A 22,927-nucleotide genomic window follows, 5' to 3' on the forward strand; every position below is an offset into this window, starting at 1 on the left:
AGTGCCCCGATCTACCCCAAGGATGAGTTTCAACGATGAAGAGCATCGCCCTCCTGCGCGAACGAGCCACCCGCGTCATGCCCACCGGTTCCCACTGCCCGGCGTCGGGTCTGTGGAGCCCGGACTGCGAGCCGGATACCGTCCAGGTTTTCGCTGAGGGCCACGTGCTGCCGGCTTACAACGGTGTTCCCACTCTCTGGAGGCGGCGGACTTCTGCCGAAGTATCGGCATGACCAGCTCCATCCTGAACCGCCCGGCCGACTACCGCCATGTGCCTGCTTCCGAGTGGGCAGAGCTCAACACCGGCGATCCCGTTTGGATTTACGACGTCGCGTGGGGCGCCGGCAAGGGCCGCGTGGATGATGTTTCCAAGCACCAGGAATTGCTCTGGGTGGTCCTGGAACCGACGGGCCGCAAACTCATCTGCGGCACGGACGACGTCGAGGTCTGGTCCGCCTAAAAGCCCGCCGAGGTGGCAAATAATGACAATGTCTGAGCGGATCATTGTCATTAAATGCCATCTCGGCGTTATTTAACTGGCTGGGAGCAACATGCTGGGTGCGCCTGTTTCCACGCGGCCCACAGGTCCGTCGGGCAGCCCGGTTTCCGGGTCCAGTCTGAAACTCACGACGTCGTCCGAGCCTTCGTTGGCGACGTACAGCCAGCCCTCGCGGACCAGGTGGTGGCGCGGCCACTCACCGCCGCAGGGCACCTCGCCAACCGGTTCGACCCCGGTGCCGTCGGGGGAAACTTCCAGCACGCAGATACGGTTGGTCCCGCGCACGCCCATGTAGGCGAAGCGGCCGTCCGGGGACAGCGCGATCTCAGCGCCGGCGTCGCCATCTTTTGCACCGGCGGCGCTGGCCGGGACCACCGAGGTCAGCTCATAGGTGCCGTCAGGCTCCATCCGCACGGCTGCGACCTCCACCGAGTACTCAGTGTCCACAAAGACAGTCCCTCTGTGGTGCCGCGCCATATGCCGTGGCCCTGAACCCATCGGCAGGACCAACTGGTGGTCGGCCTTCAAACCCTCACCGGGCACGTACTGCCACACCCGGACCAGGTCATTGCCCAAGTCCGTGGTCATCACCCGGCCGTCGGGAAGCATCAGGCTCGAATGCGCCCTGCTGGGCCTCCCGCCGTCGGGGGTTGTCCCGGCGTGGGGGTCGACGGCGGCTGCCGCACTGGCGCGCGAGGTGATGGCGCCGTCGTCGTCCAGTTCAAAGAGGATGACCTGGCCGTCGCCCCAGCAGGTCGCCATGATGAAGCGGCCCTGCGGATCCGCCGCGACATGGCAGGTCGCTTCCCCGGTGGGCCATGGATCGCCAAAGGCTTCGAGCTTGGCGTCGCCTGTCCGGCGGTAGGCCTGTACATGGCCTGCTTCTTCTGCCACGGCGTAGAGCACGGGGAGCGTGGGGTGCAGCGCGAGGAACGACGGCGAGTCGGCGGCGACGGCCAGTCCCAGTGAGGTGAGGTTTCCTTCGGAATCGGCGGAGAGGGCAGCGATTCCCTCGCCCTTCGCGTTCCGGTCAGCGGTGTAGGAACCGGTCCAGATGAGAGTTGCCATGTCAGTCTCCCTAGTGTCCCTGAACATCCGAGTCGACGCCTGCGTCAGGGCCGGCGTCGAGGGTTTGCAGTTTGCTGAGATCGTCCTGGTCCAGCTCGAAGTCGAAGACGTCCAGGTTCTCCCTCATGCGCTGGGGATTCGCAGTTTTGGGGATGGCGACAAGGCCCTGCTGGACATGCCAGCGGAGCACCACTTGGCCCGGAGTTTTCCCATACTTTTCCCCTATGGAGGCCAGCACCGGGGCGTTCAGCAAGTCGCTGCTGGCCCCCAACGGGCTATAGGACTCGGTGGCAATGCCATGCCGCTCGTTGTAGGCCCGTGCAGCAGGGCGGGGGATCGAAGGACTGAGCTGAATTTGGTTGACAGCAGGAACAACATCGGTTTCGCGGAACAACTGATCGAGGTGCGCCGGTTTGAAGTTGGATACGCCGATGGAGCGCACCTTGCCCGATGCCCGGAGCTCCTCAAAGGTTTTCCACGTGGAGATGAACTCACCCCGGCGGGGAAGGGGCCAGTGGATGAGGAGCAGGTCAACGTATTCCAGGCCCAGGCGCTGCAACGAACCGTCCAAGCCTTCCACCGCCCTGCCGGCACCTTGGAATTCGCCGTCGAGCTTGGTGGTGATGAAGAGTTCCTTCCTGTCCACGCCGCTCTTTCGGATCCCTTCGCCCACCCCCTTTTCGTTTCCGTACTTCACGGCAGTATCGATGTGGCGGTAGCCCTGCGAAAGGGCCTCAACGACGGCGTCGGCAACCTGGGCGTCATTCAATGGCCAGGTGCCAAGGCCCAATTGGGGGATCTTGTGGCCGTCATTCAGTTCAATGAGCGGGGCTTGGGCCATGGGCGTGCTCTCCTTCTGGCTGCGACTTCAGGCTGCGACGAAAAAAAGAAAGGTTCCTTGCTTTTCTACGCTGGTCACGCGGTGCTTGGCAACAGTTATCGACGGGACCAGTCATAGAGCCGGTCGCTGAGCTCCATGTACTCCTCACCCACTACCTGCAGTTCGGGATGCCGGTCATGCCACTCAACGATCTCCCTGGCGCCGTCTGCGAACGGAATCGTTGCCCGGTAGTCGGGAACGAGGGCTTTGATCTTGGAGTTGTCGAACACCACCGAGTGGGAGCGGTCGCCCAGCAGATTCGGCCCGAGCTCCGGACTGTGCCTGGCGATCGTGTCCGAGCAAACGTGGAACAGTTCCGGCTCCTCAACGCCGGCAGCCCGGGCGAACAGGCGATAGATCTGGTTCCAGGGCAGGAACTCGTCCGAGGTAATGGTGTAGCTCTCGCCGACGGCTTGCGGCCTGCCCAGCAGTCCCACGAATGCCTTGGCAAAGTCACGGCTATGGGTCAGCGTCCACAAAGAAGTCCCATCGCCGTGGACCATGACGGGCTTGCCTGCCCGCATCCTGTGGATGTCGCTCCAGCCGCCCACCATCGCTATCTTGGTCCGGTCATACGTATGGGAGGGACGCACCACAGTCAGTGGAAAGTCCAGTTCCCGGTAAGCCTCGAACAGCAGTTCCTCACAGGCGATCTTGTCCTGCGAGTACTTCCAGAACGGGTTTTTCAAAGGCGTCGACTCGCGGATGGGCAACGTGGTGGGCGGCTTCTGGTACGCCGAAGCGGAACTGATGAAGACGTACTGCCCTGTCCGCCCGCGGAACAATTCCAACCCGGCCCGCGCATGATCCGGAGTGAACGAGATAAAGTCCGCGACGGCGTCGTACTCCCTTCCCTGAAGCACCTCACGCACTGCCTCCGGGTTCCGGATGTCCGCATGCAGGAGCTCTGCTCCGTCCGCTACCGGCCGACCGACTGACTGTCCTCTGTTGAGGATGGTCAACCGATGGCCCAGCGCGACGACGCGTTCAGCCGCCGCCGCGCTGATGACCCCGGTCCCGCCGATGAACAGGATGTTCCGCGGAGAGACGGTGTCCGCCTCCGCCCCAAGGCTGTTGGGGAGGGCGGTCACCAGGCGTAATCCTCGGGTGCTGGACGATGGCCCGGGAAGATGTCATCAAGCCGCTTGAGCGCGTCCTCGTTCAAGGAAACGTCCAGTGCGCGGATGGCTGCGTCCAGCTGTTCCTGGGTGCGGGGGCCGACGATCGGTGCGGTCACCGCCGGCTGGTGAAGCAGCCACGCCAGAGCGACATCCCCGGGCTTCTGACCCAGCTCGTCCACGAAATCCTCGTACTGGCGGATCTGGTCCTCGTGCTTCTTGAGGGTCTCCAGTGCACGGCCTTCCGTTCTGCGGACGCCCTGCTCCTCCTTCTTGAGCACGCCGCCCAACAGGCCGCCCTGCAGCGGTGACCACGGGATCAAGCCCAGGCCGTACTGCTGCGCGGCCGGGATGACTTCAAGCTCCAGCTCACGCTTGAAGAGGTTGTAGATGGACTGCTCGCTGACCAGGCCGGTGTAGTTCCGCCGCCGGGCTGCTTCCTGCGCCTGCGCGATGTGCCAACCCGCAAAGTTGCTGCTGCCCGAGTAGAGAATCTTGCCCTGCTGGACGGCTACCTCGATGGCCTGCCAGATCTCGTCCCACGGAGTATCCCGGTCGATGTGGTGGAACTGGTAGATGTCGATGTAGTCCGTCTGCAGCCGCTTGAGGCTCGCATCCAGTGCCCGCCGGATGTTCAGCGCGGACAGCTTGGACTCGTTCGGCCGGTCCGTCATGGTGCCGTAAAGCTTGGTGGCGAGCACGGTCCGTTCACGGCGCTCGCCGCCCTTGGCGAACCAGCGGCCGATGATTTCCTCTGTCCAACCGCGATGCTCCACCCCGCCGTAGACATTGGCGGTGTCGAAAAAGTTGATGCCCGAGTTCAGCGCCGAATCCATGATGGAGTGCGCGGTTGCCTCGTCGGTCTGCGGGCCAAAGTTCATGGTTCCAAGGCAGAGGCGTGAAACCTTCAGGCCGGAACGGCCCAGATGGGTGTACTGCATTTCAATTGGTCCTTTTGTGTGGTCTTAGAGCTGGGTGAAAGCGGCGACGGCGGGATCGGAACCGATGCGCGCGCCCGCCTCCAGTGCGGTGATGGCCGCGAGTTCGGATTCGGTGAGGTTGAGGTCGGCGGCGCCGAAGTTCTCCCGCATCCGGGTTGAGTCGGCGGACTTGGGGATCACGATGGTTCCTTGCGCCAGGTGCCAAGCGAGGATCACTTGGGCAGGAGTAGTGCCGTGTGCTGCGGCGATGAGTGCCACCTGCTCCGCGTTCAGGTCCTTGCCCTGCCCCAGCGGGCTGTACGCCTCAACGGCAATGCTGAGGTCGCGGCACTTGTTGGCCAACTCGCCCTGCTGGAACGTCGGGTGTAGCTCGATCTGGTTTACGGCAGGCACTACCTCGGCTTCGCGCAGCAATGTGTCCACATGCTCGGCGAGGAAGTTGGAGACACCGATCGCCCGGATCTGCTTGTCCTGGTAGAGCTTCTCCATCTCCTTCCAGGCCTGCGTATAGAGCCCCTGGGAAGGGACCGGCCAGTGGATAAGGTAAAGGTCGATCACTTCCAGATCGAGGGCGTCGCGGCTTCGCTGGAACGCGTCATAGGCCTCGCCCTGCTCGCCGTTGCGAAGCTTGGTGGTGATGAAGAGTTCTTCCCGGGGAATTCCCGAGGCTTTGATCGCGGCTCCAACTCCGGCCTCGTTCCGGTAGGCGGCCGCGGTGTCTATGTGGCGGTACCCCGTCTCCAGGGCGTCTTCCACCACCTTCTGCGTTTCGTCGGCGGGCACTTGGAAGACACCAAATCCCAGCTGCGGGATGGTGACGCCGTTGTTCAGTGTCAGCTCTGGCATGCGGTCTCCTTCGACGGGATGGTTATGGCCTTGGCGCTCCGGCGTCACGCCTGTCCCGCGGAACGGGCATCAGAAAGCGTTTTCGGAGGCTCTGCTCTGAGCCTATGCAGTTTTGGGGGCAGAGTCAGCACTACAGCCTGATCCTGTTTTTCCTAGGTCTGGTAGTCCTACCCACAACAGTGGCCTTTCACACACCCTGGGCGGCAGAATGGACGGATGGGTCAGAGCGCCGAGTTCGGCAAATTCCTTAAAGTCATGCGTGCCCGCCTCCAGCCCGAGGACGCCGGAGCGCAGGAATCCAGCGGTTCACGAAGGGTCCCGGGGCTACGCCGCGAAGAGGTCGCGCGCCTCTCGGGCGTGAGCACGGACTACTACACCCGCCTGGAACAAGGCCGCAATATCCACCCGTCCAAGGCAGTCCTGGACTCCGTGGCGAGGGCACTGCGCCTGGACCCGGGGGAGCAGGCGCACATGATGGACCTGTTGGAACACTGCGCAAGTTCCGCCGGCAACCCCGGTCCCGTGCAGAAGGTCCGGCCTGGGTTGAGGCAGTTGCTGGACGCAGTGGGGGATGTTCCTGCCATGGTCCTCGGCCGACGCGCCGATGTCCTGGCCGGAAACCGCATGGCGCACCTGCTGTTCACGGACTTCTCCTTGTTACCGGCGGCTGAACGCAACCTCACGCGCTGGCTGATCCTGGACCCCGCGGCCGGTACATTGTTCCGTGACTGGAAGACTGTTGCCGCCGAGGCCGTGGGCGCGCTGCGCATGGACGTCGGCCGGCACCCCAACGACCCCGAAACGAACCAGTTGGTAGGCGAGCTCGCAGTCCACAGCGAACAATTCCGCCAATGGTGGGCGGGGCACCGGGTTGCCACGCGCGCCGCAGGCACTGTCAGGCTGCACCACCCGGTGGTGGGAGACCTGGAACTGAACTTCGAAACACTCAGTCCCCCGGACGATCCCGACCAGCACCTTCGGGTCTATTCGGCGAAGGCCGGTTCGCCGTCGTCGGACGCTTTGATGCTGCTCAGCTTGGGCGCGGTGGAAGCGGTGGCTCCCCAACCCGAGCCGGCCCGCCGGGATGACAGTTAATGCCAATGTTCACCTGGAACATTGGCATTAACTGCCAACTCGCGTAGGAAAGTCAGCGCTCCAGCCGGAAGCCGAGCTTGATGGTGACCTGCCAGTCGGCCACCGCGCCGTCCTCCAGGTGCCCGCGGATTTCCTTGACCTCGAACCAGTCGAGGTTCCGCAGTGTTTGGGCCGCTGTTGCAATGCCGTTCTTGATTGCGTCGTCAACGCCTTCGGTGGAAGTTCCTACAATCTCGGAAACGCTATACGTGTGGCCAGCCATGGTGCTCCTCATCAACGTGTTACGAATCTTGGGACATCCAGGCCTGCGGGGCAGGCCGTTCATGCAGACTAGCCCACGGAACTCCGTGCGGCCAGAGGTGGTGTGGCTTAGCTTTCACGCCAGTCGTGGCTGGTGATGTGGGAGCCAGCCTGGGGTCCCATCTGCAGCATCCCGCCGTCAACGGGCCATGAAGCTCCGTTGACGTAACTGGAAGCCGGGGATGCCAGGAAAGCGATGACGGCGGCTATTTCCCGGGCATCTCCCGGGCGTCCCAATGGTACGCCCGGACGGTCCTTGGTGGTGGGGTCCTCATCCTCCTGGCCGGTCATCGGGGTGGCGATCTCGCCCGGAGCCACGTTGTTGGCGGTGATGCCGTGTTCGGCGAGTTCCAGGGCCATCGTCTTGATGAGTCCGCCGAGGCCGTGTTTGGAGGCGTCGTAGGCCGAGGCGCCAACCCGCGGCTGGAATTCGTGAACGCTGGTGACCGCGATGATGCGGCCGCCACGGCCCGCTTTGACCATGCGCTTCGCAGCGGTTTGCATGGCGACGAAGGCGCCGTTGAGGTTGGTGTTCAGCGTGGACATCCACGTCTCGTAGTCCAGATCCAGGAATTTCGTGCCGTCGCCCGTTCCGGAGTTGTTTACGAAGACGTCCACGCCGCCGAGCTCTTCGGCGAGCTTGTCCACCGCGGCTGCGGTTCCGGGAGCGTCGGTGGTATCCAGTTGGTGGACCACGGCCTTGCGACCCAAGGAACGGACTTCCTCCGCCGTCTTTTCGGCGCCCTCCTGGTCCGAGTACCAGGTGATTCCCACATCCATGCCTGCCTGGGCCAAGGCCACCGCCGTGGCACGCCCGATTCCTGAATCCGAGCCTGTGACGATGGCGGTCTGCGGGGCAAATGGTGCGTCGCTCATGGTCCTGCCTTTCAGTGACGTGATGGTTCAGATGATGTATCCCTACCCTCACGTCGGCGCGGCAAACACTCCCGGTGCAAAGTGGTCATCCCCGTGGATGGCTATGGAGTGTAGATTTCTCTGCAGCAGCACCCAGCGAATCCCACAACCAGGAGTACTCATGTCAGAAGTTATTGTCGTCGGCGTTGACAACAGTGAAACTGCCAAGCGGGCAGCCATCACCGCAGCAAAGCTTGCCACCGCCCTCGGCGCTGAACTGCACGTCATCAGCGGCTTCTCCGATGACCGCATCGAGGAATTCGGCAGCGGGAGCGACCGCATCACTGTGTCCTCGGCCGACTCCGCCGAATACGTGGCCCGCAAGGTTTCCGAAGACCTCGACGTTCCAGCGGACAAGATCAAATACTTCGCTGCCCGCGGCAACCCGGCCAACGCCCTGATCAACTACGCCGAGACGAACAACGCTTCCCTGATTGTGGTCGGCAACAAGCGCATGAAGGGCCTGGGCCGTGTACTGGGCAGCATCGCCAACAGCGTTGCCCACGGCGCCCCGTGCGACGTGTACATCGTGAACACCGAAGTAGACGCGTAGAACCCAACTAGGGGACAGCACATGTCGCAGCGCGTGCTCGTAGCGACACGTGCTGTCCCCTAGTTGGGGAGCCCGGCACTTAGTGGCCCTGGAACGCCTCAGCCAGCCACCACGAACCGCCGTCGGAGGCGATTTTTGCGTCGATGACCAAGGGGCGGTCCTGCGTTCCGGCGTCGTAGGCCTCAAGCCAAGGTTGGATGGCGGCGAGGTCGGCCACGGAACGCACAGTCACTCCATCGGCACCGAATCCCCGGGCGATCGCCGCGATGTCGGTATCCGGGAAGACGACGCTCGCGAGGTCCTGCCCGGAATGCTGCCCGGCAAAGTGGTGCACTTCAGCTCCGTAGGCGGCGTCGTTGTAGACAATGCACACCAAGGGCAGCTTCATCCGGACGGCGGTTTCGAGCTCGCTGATGCCCATGAGGAACCCGCCATCACCCGCGCCCAGCACCGGCAACCGGCCCGGTTGCGCGACGGCGGCGCCGATCGCCGTGTACAGCCCCAGCCCGATTGCCTGGAATGCCTGCGTGAAGCAGAAACCGAATTCGTCCGGCACGGCAAGGTACTGGCTGGGGTAGCCCATGAAGTTACCGGAATCGACGGACACGATCCGTTCGGCCGGGAGCAGGGTGTCCAGTTCACGGGTCAGCTCGCGGGGGTCGATGGACTCCGCCGTGGACAGGTCGGGCGTTTCAACGTCCCGCCACCGCGAGCCTCCCTTGATGGCGAGGGCGTTGGCTTCGGTGCGGTACTTTTCCGCGGGCTCAGGCTGTGAACTGCGCAGAACGGCCAAAGCGTCGACGGCGGTCAGCCCCGAATCGCCCAGAACGCCCAGCGAGATGGGCCGGTTGGCTCCCAGCGATGAGTCCTCCACATCCACCTGGACCACTGTCGTGCCGGCCGAAATTAGCCGCCCGTGCCGCATGGTCCACATGTTCAGCGTGCATCCCCATCCCACAATCAGGTCCGCACCGCTGATCAGCTCCGCGGTGAGGGGAGATGAGAATCCACCGGAAATTCCAAGGTTGTGCGGGTCGCCGTTGAACAGCCCGCTCGCCACCGCGGAGGTAGCTACCAGTGCCCCGGCATGCTGCGCCAGGGCCAGGATTTCGTTGCGCGCGCCACGCCCACCCCGTCCGGCGACGAACACGGGCCTCTCCGCAGCGGCCAGCAGTGCCACGAGCTTTTCAACGGCTGCGGTATCAGGCCTCGTCACCGACGGTTGAGGTACGACGACGGCACCCACCTCGTCCGCAGCGGTGGCACTTTGGACGTCCAACGGCAAGCTGAGCACCACTGTGCGCCGCTCATTCACCGCTGTCCTGAAGGCGCGGACGGTATCGGCGATGGCTGTCGCGGGGGAGTGGATCCGTTCGGCCACAGCTCCGACGCTGCGCGCCAGGGCGTCCTGGTTAATCTTGAAGTTGGACCTGGTGGCGGCGGCCTGGGTGTCGGCGGTCAGCACGATCATGGGCGTCCGGCTTTTCGCCGCTTCACCTACTCCTGTGATGGCGTTCGTGAGTCCACAGCCCTGGTGCGTGGTGACCACGCCGACCCTGCCGGACATTCGACCGTAGGCATCGGCCATTGTTGCTGCGCCGCCTTCGTGGCGGGCCGCGGTGAACGGGATTCCTTCGGCCATGAGGGTGCTGGTGACATCGAAATTGCCGGACCCCACCACGCCGAAAACATGCCCGACACCCAGCGCAGCCATCGTCCTGCCGACGAGGGTGGAAACCCTCACCTGGCCTGTCACGTCCGATCCGCCGCTCATGCGCGCTCCACCAACGCGTAAACACGGCTTGGGCTGCCTGTGCCGCCCACGATGGGCAGGGGAGCCACCACCAATGTGGCGCCAGTGACGGGAAGCCGGTCCACGTTCCGCAGGGAGGTCACACCGTACTTGTCCGCTCCGAGCAGGAAGGAGTGGACGGGGAACACCGGATCCAGCGATCCGGCCTGACCGGCGTCGATACCCACAGTTTCCACGCCGAAACCACTGATCGAAGCGTTTCCGGCAAGCCACTTGGCACCTGCCGCAGAGACCCCGGGAGTGTGGGGTCCGGCGTCGTCCGCGTTGACGAAAGCCGCAGCGTCCGCGCCGCGGGCCGCCCAACCGGTCCGGAAAATAATCCAACAGTTCTCAGGGAACAAGCCATGCTCGGACTGCCACTGCTCAAAGTGTTCGGGCTCCAGCAGGAAGTCGGGGTTGTCGGTAGCCTCGGCCGTCTTGTCGATGACCACCAACGGCCCCACCAAGCGGTGTGGCTCGATCTGGTCCACTGACTTGCCATCCTTGCCCGTAATCCAGTGCACGGGGGCATCCAGGTGCGTCCCGGCGTGTTCGCCCACAGTGACGTCGTTCCACGCCCACGCCGGGCCGGCGTCGTCGAAATTGCTTACCGGGGAGACGGAGAGCCCCACCGTGTTGGCGAACGGCTGCGGCAGATTCAGGATTGGCGTCTCGGAACTCAGGGGAGTGGTGAGGTCGATGATTTCCACCGAACCATTCGAAAGGGCTGCTGTGAGCCCGGCCAGAACAGACATTGTTCTCCTATCGCTTGCGTGGTGTCAGTGCTGCTTGAATGCGGGAAAAACGTGAAGGCGGTGCGGTGAGCTTCTGCGCCACCAGGTGCCCCGAACCGCCGGAGAGCCCCGGGCCGGGGTGGGTTGAGGCGCCGATATGCCAGAGCCCCTGGATGATCGTCCGGTGACCGGCGGCCTCCGGGAAGGGCCGCCACAGCAGATTCTGGAAGAGCTCGGCCGAACCACCATAGGGATCGCCGCCCACGGCGTTGGGATTGATGGAGGCAAGGTCCGTCGGAGCCAGAATGTCAGAGGCCAGGACACTCGCGCACGTCCCGGGAGCGAACTGTTCCAGCCGGGCCAGGACCCGTTCCAGATAGCCATTCTTCAGTCCCTCATCCCAGCCGTTGGCCACGTCCAGCTCACCGGCGGCGTCACCCACGGGCATGAAAGGCGCTTCCTGAAGCTGCAGCCAGAGTGTCGCCTTGCCCTCTGGCGCACGGGAAGGATCCAGCACGTACTGTTGCCCCACCACCACAGTTGGTTCAGCGGGCAGCAGCCCGGCCTCTGCCTGGGCGCAGGCGATGCCCGTGCTGTCCGAACCGTTGCTGATGTGGATCAGCGGCACCTGGTCCAGGCGGGAATCCAACCATGCCACGGGCTTGTCCAACGCGAGGTGGATCTGCATGGCCCCGCGGCCGTTCTGGTACCTGCCCGCTGCTTCGGAGAGGCCTGCGGGAGCGTCGGGGAGCAGCCGGTTATACAGGGCTTGCGGTGAAACATTTGCCAAGACGGTGGCCGCGGAGACAACGCCAGCGGAGGTTCGGACACCGGTCACTGAACCGGACTCGGAGAGGATCTCCTGGGCCTCTGTACCCAGCATGATCCGGACTCCGTTGTCTTCCAGCAGGGAGCGGAACGCCTCAATGAAGCGGGAAGCGCCACCTTTCACCACCGGCAGCCCAAACCCGTGCATACTCATGGCCATCACCGGCAGCATCACGCCACCGGTCGCCTGGTCCGGGCCCAACCCGGCATGCAGGAGCCACGCAGACCACAGCTGATCCGTTTCCCAACCATCAAAGCGGCTGCGGAGGTAGTTTCGGCCGCTCATCACGGAGTCCCGGATGAAGGCTTCATTGGCCTTGATTTTGCCAGTTCGCACCGCTCCGAAAGCGAGCTTGGCCAAGTCCGGGAACGAACGCAGCTCCGCGCCGAAAGCCCCGAAAACAGTCCCCGAGTGCTTGCCCAGATCGTCCAGCATCGCGACATACGCGGCCCGGTCGCGGGGCTCAGTGAATGCTGCCGCCGTCTCCGCCGGATCCCGGTGGGCAATGGCTACCCGTTGTTCGCCGGTTGCCGGGTCCAGGGCAACCGCGGCGGTTACCGGCCCGGAAGTGTTGCAGTACTCCAGGCCCCTCGCGTGCAGTTCTTTGCCCAACACCCCGTAGCCGCCACCCGATACAAACAGTGGGTGCCAGGAAGAGAAGGTGTCGTGGATGAAGCCCGGCAGGGTCCGCTCCGAGGATTCGATGAAGCCACCCAAACGGTCTGCGCGCTCAATGAGGCACACCCGTTTTCCTGCCAGGCCGAGCTCGGCTGCTGCGACCAGCGAGTTGATGCCCGAGCCGATGATTGCGACGTCAACGGAGTCCATGCGGTGCTGTTCCTTTCAGAAGTCGGGGTGGCTGGCAGTGGCGTGGTACTTGCCGCCGTGGAACACCAGGGGGGCGCCGCCGTCGTGCTTGTAGCTTTCCACCTCACCGACGTAGATGACGTGATCCCCGGCGTCATGTCGCGAGACGGTGCGGCACTGGAAGGTCGCGACCGCTCCGTCCAGCAGCGGAACGCCGGCGATGCCTTCGGTGGTTTCCGCGCCCGCGAACTTGTCGGTTGCCGGTGTGGCGAACTGCCGGGACAAGACGTGCTGGTCACTGGCGAGGATGTTGATGGCGAAGTGTGTGGCATCCTCGAAGTCGACCAGGCTGGGTGCGCGTTTGCTGGGGCACCACAGGACCAGGGGCGGTTCCATGGAGACGGACGTGAAGGAGTTCGCTGTTATGCCCACTTTCCGGCCGTCAGCCGAGACGGTGGTGACCACGGTGACGCCGGTGGCGAATTGCCCCAGCGCACTCCTGAAATCACGGACGTCGAAGGAGGAGGTGTCTTCTTCCTTCCGGGCCTGCATGAAGTCGGCGGCAGCGGTGGAGTCGAACCACCAGGGGTACGAGGTTCGGGGGTCGTCGAACCCGTTCACGATGCTTGCCGCCAACGCCGGATGTTCCGCCGCTTCTCTGAGGAGCGTCTTCTGGTGGTCCCGCCGAGGCTTCAACAGGTCATTGGTCCATTCCACGGCCCACTGTCCCCACCCGCGCCAGAACTCGTCGAAGGTGCGCTCCATCCATTGGCGGTCGAACGGTTGCTGGCCACGGCGGACAATCGAGTCAAGGTAGTACTTGGCTGCGAGGGTTGCGTTGTTGGAGCCCTGACCCGTGAGGGGATCGTTGAGGACGACCGCGTCGCCCAGGCCGAACACCAGCTGTCCGTTGCCGAGTTCCCCGACGGCGGACCTCACGGTTGGCGTAATGCGCCCCAGGAGCGTGGCGCCGTCGTCGGTCAGTTCCGCCCCCGCGAAGTTCTCCGCCTCGTGCGGGAAATGCTCGCGCAGGATTTCCAAGGAACGCTCGAGCTGCTCCTGCGGACTTCCGACGTCGGTCCAACGGTCCATGGGGCCGCCCACCACGCCCTCGAACACCATCATGCGGCAGGGGCCGGACACCGTCAGTCCGGGGAAGGTAAAGAATTCGCCGACGCCGGGGGCCATGGACATGCGGATGGCGTCACCGGCGGTGCCGGTGCCGTCCGCGCCGGTGCCGGCGGCAGCAGCGGCGTCGGGCTTGACGTAGTTCAGCGCCAGGACGCGCTGGGGGCGGTCGAACGGCGACTTGGCTTTATCCCGCGGAAAGATCTGGCCGATTTCGCCCTTGCCGGTGCTCACGATGACAAGTTCGTAGTCCCGGGTGAGTTCCTCAAGCATGCGCGCGGTGACCTTCTCGATGCGGAAGTCGCCGCCGGCCGCAACGAAGGTCTCGATCCACAAGGCGCTCTTGATCCGCTGGTCGATGGAGCGGGCGGGGCCATCGAGTGGTGCTTCCCACTCAATGGGCTCTTCGGCCTGCACCCGAAGCCGGATGGAGCCAATGGCCGGTACCGATCCCGATTCGTAGTATTCCGTGAGCGCCGCGCCCAGCTGGGCCTCGGCATCCAGCGCTGTGGAGAACATGCACTGGCTGGACATGACTTTCCCGGAACGGATTTGGGCTGCTGAGCGGTCTGAGAACAGCGTCACCTCGTACCCCTCGCGTTGCAGGCCCAAAGCCAGCTGTGCGCCGGATTCGCCGGCTCCGATGATTGCTATTTTTCGCATGGTAAGTCCTTTTAGCAGGGCTGTGCTAGGAAACCTTGGCCGCAGCCAAGTCCGCCAGGTAGTTGGCCGCTTTGTCCGGGTACATGAACCAGTCCTGGAATTCCGGCGGGTGGTTGAAGCCGTTGGCGAAGCGGTGGGCAATGTCGGGCTCGCTGCCGGCGGCGCCGAGGAGTTCGAGGACGTGAGGCGGCGGCGGAGCCAGGAGCGCATTCGTCCAGTGGGCAACGTGCTGTGCGTAGTCCCAGTAGCGCTCAAAGACGGCCTGCATGAACTCCGCGTCGTAGGCCCGGTCGCCCTGTTGGATGATGCTGTCCAGGTACGACGCCGCGCATTTGCTTGCGTTGTTCGAGCCCTGTCCGGTGATGGGATCGTTCAACACCACGACGTCGGCCAAGCCCAGTACCTGCGCGCCACTGGGCAGGGTGGCAATGGGGTGGCGAACGGTGGGTGCGAAGCGGCCCTGAAGAACGCCGTTGGGGTCGGTCAGTTCAACGTCTTTGGCGCGTTCTGCTTCCCACGGCAGGAAGGTCTTGAGGATGTTCTTGGAATTCTCCAGGTGTTCCTCGGGGGAGAGCCCCTTCCAAGAGTCCATGGGTCCGCCGGGCACACCCTCAAAGACCATGATTTCGCAGGGGCCGGTGGTGGTGAGTGCCGGGAAGACGAAGTACTCGCCAACGCCGGGGATAAGGTTGAACGAGACCGCCGAGTACTCCTCGCGCGGCGTGAGGCCCTTTACATACGTCAGCGCCAGGGCGCGCTGGGGAGCGTCATAGGTGCTGCGTTCGGCGTCGCGCGTGAAGAGTTGCGCAATCTCGCCCTTGCCGGCGGCAACAATGACCAGGTCTGAATTGCGGGCGTATTTCTCCAGCTCCTCGACGCCAGCGTCCTCGAACACCAGCTCACCTCCACGGGCGATGAATTCCTCCATGAACCGAGGAAACTTCACCCGCTGGTCGATGGACTTGGCGTGATGGTCCAGGCGTGATGCCCAGCTAATGGCCTTCTCGCCGGGAAGCTCCGGATGTGGAATCGTGAAGGAAATGCCATCCACGGTGGGTGCGTCCGGCCAGAAGTCCAGGCCCAGCGCCCGTTCGTGCTCCAACGCGTTGTGGAAGATGCATTGGCTGGAGGCGACTTTGCCCCCGGCAATTTCCTCGGGCGTCCGGTTGGAGATGGTGGTGACCTGGTAGCCGGCGTCGAGCAGGCCGATTCCCAGCTGGAGGCCGGATTGCCCGGCGCCCACGATCGTGATGTGGCGTTGCGTCATGGTGGTCTCTTTCCTTTTCGGGTTGCGATGCGGTCAGTTGGCGGCGAGCAGGGGGATGGTTTCTTCGGCGCGCTCCGGGCCCAAGGCGGAATAGCCGCCGTCGACCGCCCAATCGGCGCCCGTCACGAAACTCGCCTGGTCGCCGGCGAGGAACGCGACGACGTCCCCTACCTCGTGCGGGCGTCCCACGCGTCCCAAAGCGTGGAACGGCGCCGCAACGGAGTCCGTTTTCTCCAGGTTTCCGTTGCTGAGGGAGTCCATGATGTTGCTCCACACCCAGCCCGGGCTGACTGAATTCACGCGGATGCCGTCGCCCGCGAAGTCCACGGCCATGCTGCGGGTGATCTGCACCAACGCGGCCTTGCTGGCGGGATAGAGCCACCGGCCTGTTTGGGCCACCGAGCTGGAGATCGAGGTGAAGTTGATGATGGCACCGTGGCCGGACTGTGCCAGGTGCGGGCGGGCCGCGTTGCTGGCCATGACTGCGCTAACCAGGTTGACGTTCAGTGCGTCCAGCCAGTCGGCCCGGGGTGACGCTGAGCCTTCATCCTTGTAGGTGCAGGCCAGGTTGACCAGGATGTCCAGGCCGCCGTGCTCCTCCACGGTCCGCGACACCAGCGTGTTGACGGCGTCGTCGTCGGTGATGTCCGTGTGGGAGAACGTGACGCGTTCGCCCAGGGCCGCAGTGACGGAACCGCCGTCGGGGTCTATGTCGGCAACAACGACGGCGGCGCCGGCGTCCCGCAGCGCCGTCACCACTCCCTGGCCCACCTTGGTGACGCCGCCGGTGACGATTGCTGTCCTGCCGTGAAGTCCTGACATTGCCAAACCTTCCTTCTGTTGGGGTGTGTTACGTAAATATGACGTGCGTCATAGTCACTCCATGAGTGACTCTAGGCAGCCGGTGTCCGCCGGACTATCCACAAAGCGCAGAGCCCATCCGAATTACGCAGGGTCTTCCTCTTCTTCGTGCCAACCAACCCAGGCCGCAGAGGTGAGCTGAATGTCCTTGGCCCGGAGCTCCGCCGCCCAGAGTTCGAAGTGGGTTCGGTCCCATTCGTCCCGTCGGTCACGTGCGAGCTTGATGTTCTTCACTGGTCCTCACCTCGCTTTCGGTGCTGTTATCGTGGTGTGAGCCGCGTCATACTTGTCCTAACAGCGACTCTAGGTGGCCGTTGAAATGCGGAATATCCACGTCGCGCGGGGATCATCCGAAAAGCGCAAAACTGTGGAATGGGTGCCCGAATGGTGAAGATTCTTCCCCGTGACGTCCTGCGGGGGCAGCCAACGATGGCCACAACTGACGTGGACGAGGCACACGCCAAGATTGCCGAGCTGTTCTGCAGCCATGAACTCGCGCCACGGACGCGGAAATCGGCCGTGGACATGAAGCTGCGGTCCCTGCATCGGGGCGACGTCGGGATCGAGTTCCTGGATTATGGCGCGGACGTCCGCATCGACCCGGAGGGTCTGCAGGATTTCCATCTGGTGCAGATTCCGCTGGCTGGGCACGCGTCCATGCAGGTGGGTGCGAGCACTGTGGAATCCAGCCCCCGCACTGCGACCGTCCCACCGATTGACCGGCCGTTCTCCATGAGCTGGGACGTGGGCAGTCCGCACCTCATCGTCTACGTGCGCCGCCAGGCGCTTGAGCGTGTGGCGTACCAGCTCAACGGCACCGCTCCAGGTGAGTTGGGCTACGGCATGGACCTTTCAACCGCCGCGGGCCGCGCATTCCTGAGGTCCGTCGTCGAACTTCATGACGACCTCATCAGCCAGCCGCAGTCCGAATCCCCGGCTTTCGTTCAGGGTTTGCTGGCGGACAGCATGATGTCGCGGCTCCTGATGGCCCTTGAACCTGCCTCTGAGGGGGTGCCGGATGGCGACAAGGAAAGCCGCCTGGTCCGGGAGTGCCGCGAGCTGCTGGAGCGGCACGCCTCCGAAGAACTGACGGTGCCGGATATCGCAGAACGGCTCGGCGTCGCGGTCCGCACCCTGCAAACCGCGCTTCGGGCCGAAACCGGAGCAACGCCGTCGGACCTGCTCAGGAGCATCCGACTGGACCGGGCGCGGGAAATGCTGCTGGAAGCCGGTCCCCGCGAGCAAAGCGTGACGGCGGTCGCTGAGTTGTGCGGCTTCACGCACCAGGGACGGTTCTCGGCCCTGTATCTGAAGACGTTCGGTGAGTTGCCGTCGGAGAGCTTGCGGCGGTGAGGGGGCGAAACGGCTATGCTTTGGCTCGCTCGATGAGCGCGTCCATTGCCCGGGTCGCCCTCTTCAACTGCTCCGGTGTCACCGGGTCAAACCCATACCCTGCGCGGGTCTTCATGTGAAGGAGCGCCGCGAGCTGCCTGGCGGCGTTGCCGTCAACGGACTTCAGCAGGTTCACCGCATCATTGTGGTCTTGACCTTGGGAGAAGTGACCCAGGCCCGCTATGCAGATCGCATCTGCAGCGGCGATGCCCGCGTGCACGCAGAGCGTCACGACGGCGTCGGCAACCTCGCGATGTTCGTCCACGAGATCAAGCGCATCGATGGCAACGCGCTGAAACTGCAGGGCTTTGCCCAGGCGACCACTGCGGATGTTCTAGTTCCCCTTCGACGTCTTCAGGACGCGGCCTTTGCTTCACGTAGCCTGCGACCCAGCCAATTCGTGTCACCGTAGACAGTGAGCCCCTCGGTGACGATGGAATCGAAGATTGGCGCTGGCGCGATTTCCGATGCCCTGTACACAAGGGGGCGGGCATCATTTCCGGTCCAGATACTCACTTTTCCGGCGAGATCCGCAACGCACGTTTCGGCCACCACGTCATCCGTTTCATCGGAGAGGCCAACAAACAGGTCAATATCACTATCAGTCCGCATGTCTTTACGTGCAGCGGAACCGAAGATTGTGACGACAGTTGGACTGAATTCCCACAGGTCAATGGCGAGGCGAATTCTCTCGGAAAGCCGATCCCTCGCCGACGCGAGCCCAAGAACAGCCTCCGCGAGCAGATGTTCGCGGTTGAGGCTATACATATGCGTTCGCCCGGCAACTTTATCCGCGACAATGCCTTGCTCCACGAGTCTTCCCAGCGCCTTGCGAACTCCCGCCAGCGAGCCGCCTTCAGGAAGGAGGGCGTTGATGGTGGGCGCAGTGAACTCTGCATCCGCCCGCGCGAGAACGAACAGCACGCCCATATCGAGCGTCGGGCTGATGGCACTCAATGGATTTTGCAGCCTCATCACTGCCTCCGGATCTACTATTGTGCACCTATAGACACAATAGTAGACATCAGCCGTGCGGAACGGCTACGCCTCCAGCACGTACGTCTTCAGGTCATCCAGCGTCTGCTGCATGTGGGCATCCATGGCCAGCCTTGCCTCGTTGGGATTCCGGGACTCCAGGGCTGCCGCGATCTTCCGGTGGTGCCCGATGGCGTGCGCCTGGATCTCCGGGAACGCGGAGGTCTCCGCCCGGCGCGCCTCGAGGACCCGGTGCAGGGGCTCAAAAAGGACCGCCGCGAAGACATTCCCGGACGCGTGGAGAATCACGTCATGGAATGCAAGGTCCGCTTCCACGAAACCGGCGAGGTCGTTGACTTCATGCGAGGCCCGCATCTTGTCGACGTGCTCGTTGAGCGTGCGGAGATCGTCGTCCGAGATGCGTTCTGCGGCGAGTTCGCAAGCGCCGGTCTCGAGCATCCGGCGAAGCTCGATCAACTGGACCGCGGCGGCGGCGTCTTTGGTGCCCTCCGATGCTGCGCGGAGCACTGCTTCAAGCGACGCCCACTGGTTCAGGGGGTTCACAAACGTTCCACGGCCGCGCTCAACACTGAGGATCCGCTGCGCTTCCAGGGTCTTCATGGCTTCACGCACGGTCATCCGGCTCACTTCGTGCCTGGCGCTGAGCTCCAGCTCACCCGGAACAACTGTGCCGGGCGGAAATTCTCCCGCGATGATCCGGTCCAGCAACTCATCAGCTACGACGCCAACCAGCGACTTGCGTGCCATGTATCCCCACTCCTGTTTTCCCGCCCATCGTGTGCCCGCGTAACCCGGGGCGGGATGGATGTCAGACATCTTACGCTGGCGATGGCCAGTTGCTTCTCCAAAACTCCTGCAACGTTTCGGCGCATTGCTGAGGTTGTTCCCAGTGCACGCTGTGACCGGCCGTCGGGATCGCCCTGAGGATCCTCCCCGGCCCGGCGTCCACAAAGGCGGACATTTGGTCCATCGACCGTATCCGGTCTTCCATTCCAGCCAGGACCAGCAGTGGCGCGTGAACACGCCCGGGTACTGAAGGGTCGACGCCGGTCACGGCCGCCTTGCCGCTCGGGCCCAACACCTCGAAAGGTACGTCAAAGCCGCGGCTGAGCAGTTCTTCCTCCCGTCGGGGCAGCGTTCCGTACCAGGCCTTCATGCAGCGTTCCTTGCTTTCGCCATCGATGAAGCCCTGCTTCCATTGCGACTCCAGCATCGATCGGAAACCGTCGTTGGGAGGTGCCGGGACCATGCCAACCAGCGTCACGGTTGCCGCCACCTCCGGATAATTGGCGGCCAGGGTAAGGGCCACACTGCCACCCAGCGAGTGTCCCACCAGATGGACGGGCCCGCTGCGCTTGGCATCGAGGGTCGCTTCCAGGGATGCCGCCACTGAGTCCAGGGTCCAGTCAAAGCCCGGCGGCAGAATCTCCCCCGGGTGGTACCCGGGAAGGTCCAAGATCCACACCGGCGTCCCGGCGTCGAGCAGCTTTTCCGCCAGAGGTTCCCAATAGGCAGAGGTGGAGGCCCAGCCATGGATCAAGACGGCAGGAACGGACTCACCTGCGGAAACGCGTGGCTCGCGAAAATCCACGAACGCTGGCGGCTTTATGCTCTCTGCCATGCCCCCAGCCTAGTGACGGGGGTCTCCTTGCGCAGTGCGAATGCTTATGTCACACTGATTCAAATGTTAGATGTCTGACATCTGACATTCACAAACCGCAGCAGAGATTTTCACGATGGAGTGCACAGTGATCCTTGAAGCCGACGTTCTGGCCGCCTTCCCGGCGGAAGTCCGGATTCCCGCCCAGCTCGTGGCTGACGCCGTCGCCGCGTCCTCGGCGAGCAGCCCCCGCATCCTGGTGGTTCTCGACGACGACCCCACGGGCACTCAGTCCGTTGCAGATCTCGCTGTCCTGACCAGCTGGGACGTCGCCGACTTCGCCTGGGCCTTCACCCACATCCAGGACAACAACACCAAGCCCGCGGTCTACGTGCTGACCAACACGCGCAGCCTTGATCCCGCGGAGGCTGCAGCGCGGAACGAGGAAATCGTCCGCAACGCGCTGGCGGCAGCCGCTTCTGCCGACGGACTGCGCTTGGGTTTCGTCAGCCGCAGCGACTCCACCCTCCGTGGCCACTACCCTCTGGAACCGGACACCATTGCCGCCACCGTCACCGCCGAAACCGGCGAGACCACTGATGGCGTCGTGATCGTTCCGGCGTTCCCCGACGCCGGCCGCGTCACCATTGGCGGCGTGCACTACATGCGTGGCGACGCCGGTTCCCTCACCCCGGTTGCCGAGACGGAGTTCGCCAAGGACGCGAGCTTCGGCTTCGTCAACTCAGAGATGGCCAAGTACGTGGAGGAGAAGTCCCAGGGACGATTCCCCGCGAGCGACGTCATCGTTCTGGACCTCAACATCATCCGTGCCGGCGCTGCGGCAAACGACCCCGCCATCTCCGCCAAAGCAATCGCCGACGCCATCGAAACCGCCACCGATTCCACCCCGATCGTGGCCGACATTGTCACGGAAAACGACTTCCGCGCCCTCGCTCTCGGCTTGGAAGAAGCAGAACGCCGCGGCAAGAAGCTCCTGTACCGCGTGGGTCCGCCGTTCGTCCGGGGCCGCATCGGCCAAGACATCCGCGAGGCCCTGACGGGAGAGGAAGCCTTCGCCGGCAACACCCCCTCCACAGCCGGTGGCTTGATCGTTGTCGGCTCCCACGTTGGCGTGACCACCCGCCAGCTCAACGACCTCACCTCCCAACACAGCTCGGCCCGGACCATCGAAATCGATGTCGAGAAGCTTCTGGCCGGCGAGGCGGAAGCCGAGGGCTACATCGCAACTGTTGTGTCCGACGTCGTCGACGCCCTCCGTCAAGGCGACGTCATCGTCCACACCAGCCGCCTCCTCATCAAGACCGACGACCCCGCAGCGAGCCTGAAGATTGCCCGCACTGTCTCCGCCGCCGTCGTGGCTGTCGTGAACCGTGCGCTCAAGACCTTCCCGCCACGGTTCGTCATTGCCAAGGGCGGCATCACGTCCTCCGACGTCGCAGCGCACGGCCTGGAAATCCGGCATGGGATCGTCCGCGGACCCATGCTGCCGGGCATCGTTTCGCTCTGGGAGCCGGTTGACGGGCCCGCGAAGGGCATTCCCTACATCGTCTTTGCCGGCAACGTCGGCGACGACCAATCACTGACCCAGGTCACCCGCAAACTCAGCGCCACTTTCTAGATTCAACGGAGAACACCATGACCACCAGCAGCAACTACACCGTCACCGTCCTCGGCCTGGGTGCCATGGGATTGCCCATGGCCACGCGGCTCGCGTCCGAGGTCACCGTCCACGGCTTCGATATCGCCGAGGCACGCCTCGATCTCGCCGCCGCGGCCGGCATCAAGACGTTCGCCTCCGCCCGCGAGGCCTCCCAGGATGCGGATGCACTGCTTCTGGCCGTCCGCAACGGCGAACAGCTCAACGACGTCCTCTTTGGTGAGAACGGTGTGGCCCCCGTCCTGAAGCCGGGCGCCGTCGTGATCCTCGGAAGCACTGTCGGTACGGAAGCCATCCCGGCTACGGTCGCCAAACTGGCCGAGTATGGCGTTGCACTCGTTGACGCTCCGCTGTCCGGCGGCCCCAAGCGCGCTGGCGAAGGCGACCTCCTCATCGTCGTGGGCGCCGAACCGGAGGCCCTGGAAAAGGCCCGTCCCGCCCTGGAACTGCTGGCCTCCACGCTCACCATCGTTGGAGACAAGCCCGGCGACGGCCAGGCCCTCAAGACCGTCAACCAGCTGCTGTGCGGCGTCCACATCGCCGCAGCCGCTGAAGCCCTGGCACTCGCTGATGCCCTCGGACTCGATCAAGCCAAGACCCTGGCAGCCCTTGAAGCCGGAGCGGCCTGTTCCTTTATGCTCTCCAACCGAGGCCCGCGTATTCTTGAGGCCTACGACGAGGAAGGCGCCGAAGTCCTCAGCCGCCTGGACATCTTCGTCAAGGACATGGGAATCGTGGGCAAGGCTACCCGTGCCGCCGGACTCGCCGCACCCGTTGCCGCTGCCGCAGAACAGCTTTACCTCCTCGGGCAGGCCCAAGGCCTTGCCGCCGCTGACGACTCCGCCGTCATTAAGGTTGTTGCGCCCGCCAAGCGCACCGCCTAAACAACTCCGCCCACCCCAGAACGCGCGACGACGGCGATCCCCCCTTCGTCGTCGCCGCCACCTCCCGCCGGTCTGCTCAGC

25 protein-coding genes are annotated in these 22,927 nt (G+C 64.0%); 7 read left to right on the forward strand and 18 right to left on the reverse strand.

Annotated features, from left to right (window positions below; all coding sequences use genetic code 11):
* The first annotated feature begins 35 nt into the window (after nucleotides 1-35).
* Both ACFVSI_RS11300 and ACFVSI_RS11305 read left to right on the forward strand, forming a co-directional pair.
* Entirely contained in the window at nucleotides 36-233 is a 198-nt protein-coding gene (locus tag ACFVSI_RS11300) for a hypothetical protein (RefSeq protein ID WP_144663110.1), read from the forward strand.
* The gene (locus ACFVSI_RS11305) at nucleotides 230-460 is read left to right on the forward strand and encodes a hypothetical protein (RefSeq protein WP_387823247.1); all 231 of its coding nucleotides are present in this window, start codon (nucleotides 230-232) and stop codon (nucleotides 458-460) included. Before ACFVSI_RS11300 ends, ACFVSI_RS11305 begins: the two co-directional genes overlap by 4 nt.
* Nucleotides 461-532: 72 nt before the next feature.
* Here the strand turns inward: ACFVSI_RS11305 and ACFVSI_RS11310 are convergent, their stop codons facing one another.
* The 5 genes from ACFVSI_RS11310 to ACFVSI_RS11330 form a co-directional block, all read right to left on the reverse strand.
* Nucleotides 533-1,567, reverse strand: a complete 1,035-nt coding sequence (locus ACFVSI_RS11310; protein ID WP_387823250.1) for a lactonase family protein — start codon at nucleotides 1,565-1,567, stop codon at nucleotides 533-535.
* Between the two features lie 10 nt (nucleotides 1,568-1,577).
* Entirely contained in the window at nucleotides 1,578-2,408 is an 831-nt protein-coding gene (locus ACFVSI_RS11315; RefSeq protein ID WP_387823253.1) for an aldo/keto reductase, read from the reverse strand.
* 95 nt (nucleotides 2,409-2,503) lie between these two features.
* A complete protein-coding gene (locus ACFVSI_RS11320; RefSeq protein WP_387823255.1) occupies nucleotides 2,504-3,538 on the reverse strand; it encodes an NAD-dependent epimerase/dehydratase family protein in 1,035 nt (344 codons plus the stop codon).
* Nucleotides 3,535-4,506, reverse strand: coding sequence for an aldo/keto reductase (locus tag ACFVSI_RS11325; protein ID WP_387823258.1), 972 nt, complete (start codon nucleotides 4,504-4,506; stop codon nucleotides 3,535-3,537). The genes ACFVSI_RS11320 and ACFVSI_RS11325 overlap by 4 nt, the downstream gene beginning before the upstream one ends.
* Nucleotides 4,507-4,530: 24 nt before the next feature.
* Nucleotides 4,531-5,352 carry an aldo/keto reductase gene (locus tag ACFVSI_RS11330; protein ID WP_387823261.1) on the reverse strand — a complete coding sequence of 274 codons (822 nt, stop codon included), beginning with the start codon at nucleotides 5,350-5,352 and terminating at the stop codon, nucleotides 4,531-4,533.
* Nucleotides 5,353-5,568: 216 nt separating this feature from the next.
* Between ACFVSI_RS11330 and ACFVSI_RS11335 the strand changes: the two genes are divergently transcribed.
* Nucleotides 5,569-6,447, forward strand: a complete 879-nt coding sequence (locus tag ACFVSI_RS11335) for a helix-turn-helix transcriptional regulator (protein WP_387823264.1) — start codon at nucleotides 5,569-5,571, stop codon at nucleotides 6,445-6,447.
* Between the two features lie 52 nt (nucleotides 6,448-6,499).
* Here ACFVSI_RS11335 and ACFVSI_RS11340 read toward each other — a convergent pair whose 3' ends face one another.
* Nucleotides 6,500-6,709, reverse strand: coding sequence for a dodecin (locus ACFVSI_RS11340; protein ID WP_387823267.1), 210 nt, complete (start codon nucleotides 6,707-6,709; stop codon nucleotides 6,500-6,502).
* Nucleotides 6,710-6,816: 107 nt separating this feature from the next.
* The gene (locus ACFVSI_RS11345) at nucleotides 6,817-7,623 is read right to left on the reverse strand and encodes an SDR family oxidoreductase (RefSeq protein WP_387823270.1); all 807 of its coding nucleotides are present in this window, start codon (nucleotides 7,621-7,623) and stop codon (nucleotides 6,817-6,819) included.
* A gap of 160 nt (nucleotides 7,624-7,783) precedes the next feature.
* Here ACFVSI_RS11345 and ACFVSI_RS11350 point away from each other — a divergent pair, with 160 nt between their 5' ends.
* Nucleotides 7,784-8,215 carry a universal stress protein gene (locus ACFVSI_RS11350; protein ID WP_387823273.1) on the forward strand — a complete coding sequence of 144 codons (432 nt, stop codon included), beginning with the start codon at nucleotides 7,784-7,786 and terminating at the stop codon, nucleotides 8,213-8,215.
* 79 nt (nucleotides 8,216-8,294) lie between these two features.
* Here the strand turns inward: ACFVSI_RS11350 and ACFVSI_RS11355 are convergent, their stop codons facing one another.
* The 7 genes from ACFVSI_RS11355 to ACFVSI_RS11385 all read right to left on the reverse strand — a co-directional run bounded on the left by ACFVSI_RS11355 (nucleotide 8,295) and on the right by ACFVSI_RS11385 (nucleotide 16,530).
* The gene (locus ACFVSI_RS11355; protein WP_387823276.1) at nucleotides 8,295-9,989 is read right to left on the reverse strand and encodes a thiamine pyrophosphate-binding protein; all 1,695 of its coding nucleotides are present in this window, start codon (nucleotides 9,987-9,989) and stop codon (nucleotides 8,295-8,297) included.
* The gene (locus tag ACFVSI_RS11360; RefSeq protein WP_387823279.1) at nucleotides 9,986-10,762 is read right to left on the reverse strand and encodes a cyclase family protein; all 777 of its coding nucleotides are present in this window, start codon (nucleotides 10,760-10,762) and stop codon (nucleotides 9,986-9,988) included. The genes ACFVSI_RS11355 and ACFVSI_RS11360 overlap by 4 nt, the downstream gene beginning before the upstream one ends.
* Nucleotides 10,763-10,769: 7 nt before the next feature.
* Nucleotides 10,770-12,398, reverse strand: coding sequence for a phytoene desaturase family protein (locus tag ACFVSI_RS11365; protein WP_387823282.1), 1,629 nt, complete (start codon nucleotides 12,396-12,398; stop codon nucleotides 10,770-10,772).
* A gap of 15 nt (nucleotides 12,399-12,413) precedes the next feature.
* A complete protein-coding gene (locus ACFVSI_RS11370; protein WP_387823285.1) occupies nucleotides 12,414-14,168 on the reverse strand; it encodes a flavin reductase in 1,755 nt (584 codons plus the stop codon).
* A gap of 25 nt (nucleotides 14,169-14,193) precedes the next feature.
* Nucleotides 14,194-15,435, reverse strand: a complete 1,242-nt coding sequence (locus ACFVSI_RS11375; RefSeq protein ID WP_387823287.1) for a styrene monooxygenase/indole monooxygenase family protein — start codon at nucleotides 15,433-15,435, stop codon at nucleotides 14,194-14,196.
* Between the two features lie 33 nt (nucleotides 15,436-15,468).
* Nucleotides 15,469-16,257: an SDR family oxidoreductase gene (locus tag ACFVSI_RS11380; RefSeq protein WP_387823289.1), complete on the reverse strand. Its 789-nt coding sequence runs from the start codon at nucleotides 16,255-16,257 to the stop codon at nucleotides 15,469-15,471.
* Nucleotides 16,258-16,380: 123 nt separating this feature from the next.
* Nucleotides 16,381-16,530 carry a hypothetical protein gene (locus tag ACFVSI_RS11385; RefSeq protein ID WP_387823292.1) on the reverse strand — a complete coding sequence of 50 codons (150 nt, stop codon included), beginning with the start codon at nucleotides 16,528-16,530 and terminating at the stop codon, nucleotides 16,381-16,383.
* Between the two features lie 150 nt (nucleotides 16,531-16,680).
* Here ACFVSI_RS11385 and ACFVSI_RS11390 point away from each other — a divergent pair, with 150 nt between their 5' ends.
* Nucleotides 16,681-17,649, forward strand: a complete 969-nt coding sequence (locus tag ACFVSI_RS11390) for an AraC family transcriptional regulator (RefSeq protein WP_387823295.1) — start codon at nucleotides 16,681-16,683, stop codon at nucleotides 17,647-17,649.
* A gap of 13 nt (nucleotides 17,650-17,662) precedes the next feature.
* On the opposite strand, the gene ACFVSI_RS11395 is transcribed toward ACFVSI_RS11390, so the two are convergent.
* The 4 genes from ACFVSI_RS11395 to ACFVSI_RS11410 all read right to left on the reverse strand — a co-directional run bounded on the left by ACFVSI_RS11395 (nucleotide 17,663) and on the right by ACFVSI_RS11410 (nucleotide 20,305).
* Nucleotides 17,663-17,953: a hypothetical protein gene (locus ACFVSI_RS11395; RefSeq protein ID WP_387823298.1), complete on the reverse strand. Its 291-nt coding sequence runs from the start codon at nucleotides 17,951-17,953 to the stop codon at nucleotides 17,663-17,665.
* 89 nt (nucleotides 17,954-18,042) lie between these two features.
* Nucleotides 18,043-18,663, reverse strand: coding sequence for a nucleotidyltransferase domain-containing protein (locus ACFVSI_RS11400; RefSeq protein ID WP_387823300.1), 621 nt, complete (start codon nucleotides 18,661-18,663; stop codon nucleotides 18,043-18,045).
* Between the two features lie 66 nt (nucleotides 18,664-18,729).
* A complete protein-coding gene (locus ACFVSI_RS11405) occupies nucleotides 18,730-19,431 on the reverse strand; it encodes a FadR/GntR family transcriptional regulator (protein WP_387823303.1) in 702 nt (233 codons plus the stop codon).
* Nucleotides 19,432-19,501: 70 nt separating this feature from the next.
* Complete coding sequence (locus ACFVSI_RS11410) at nucleotides 19,502-20,305, reverse strand: alpha/beta fold hydrolase (protein ID WP_387823306.1); 804 nt, start codon at nucleotides 20,303-20,305, stop codon at nucleotides 19,502-19,504.
* Nucleotides 20,306-20,432: 127 nt separating this feature from the next.
* Here ACFVSI_RS11410 and ACFVSI_RS11415 point away from each other — a divergent pair, with 127 nt between their 5' ends.
* Together ACFVSI_RS11415 and ACFVSI_RS11420 are read left to right on the forward strand one after the other, a co-directional pair.
* Nucleotides 20,433-21,923 carry a four-carbon acid sugar kinase family protein gene (locus ACFVSI_RS11415; protein WP_387823309.1) on the forward strand — a complete coding sequence of 497 codons (1,491 nt, stop codon included), beginning with the start codon at nucleotides 20,433-20,435 and terminating at the stop codon, nucleotides 21,921-21,923.
* A 17-nt stretch (nucleotides 21,924-21,940) separates the two neighbouring features.
* The gene (locus ACFVSI_RS11420; protein WP_387823311.1) at nucleotides 21,941-22,846 is read left to right on the forward strand and encodes an NAD(P)-dependent oxidoreductase; all 906 of its coding nucleotides are present in this window, start codon (nucleotides 21,941-21,943) and stop codon (nucleotides 22,844-22,846) included.
* Nucleotides 22,847-22,927 lie beyond the last annotated feature (81 nt).

The organism is Paenarthrobacter sp. NPDC057981 (genome assembly GCF_042886835.1).
Lineage (GTDB): Bacteria > Actinomycetota > Actinomycetes > Actinomycetales > Micrococcaceae > Arthrobacter.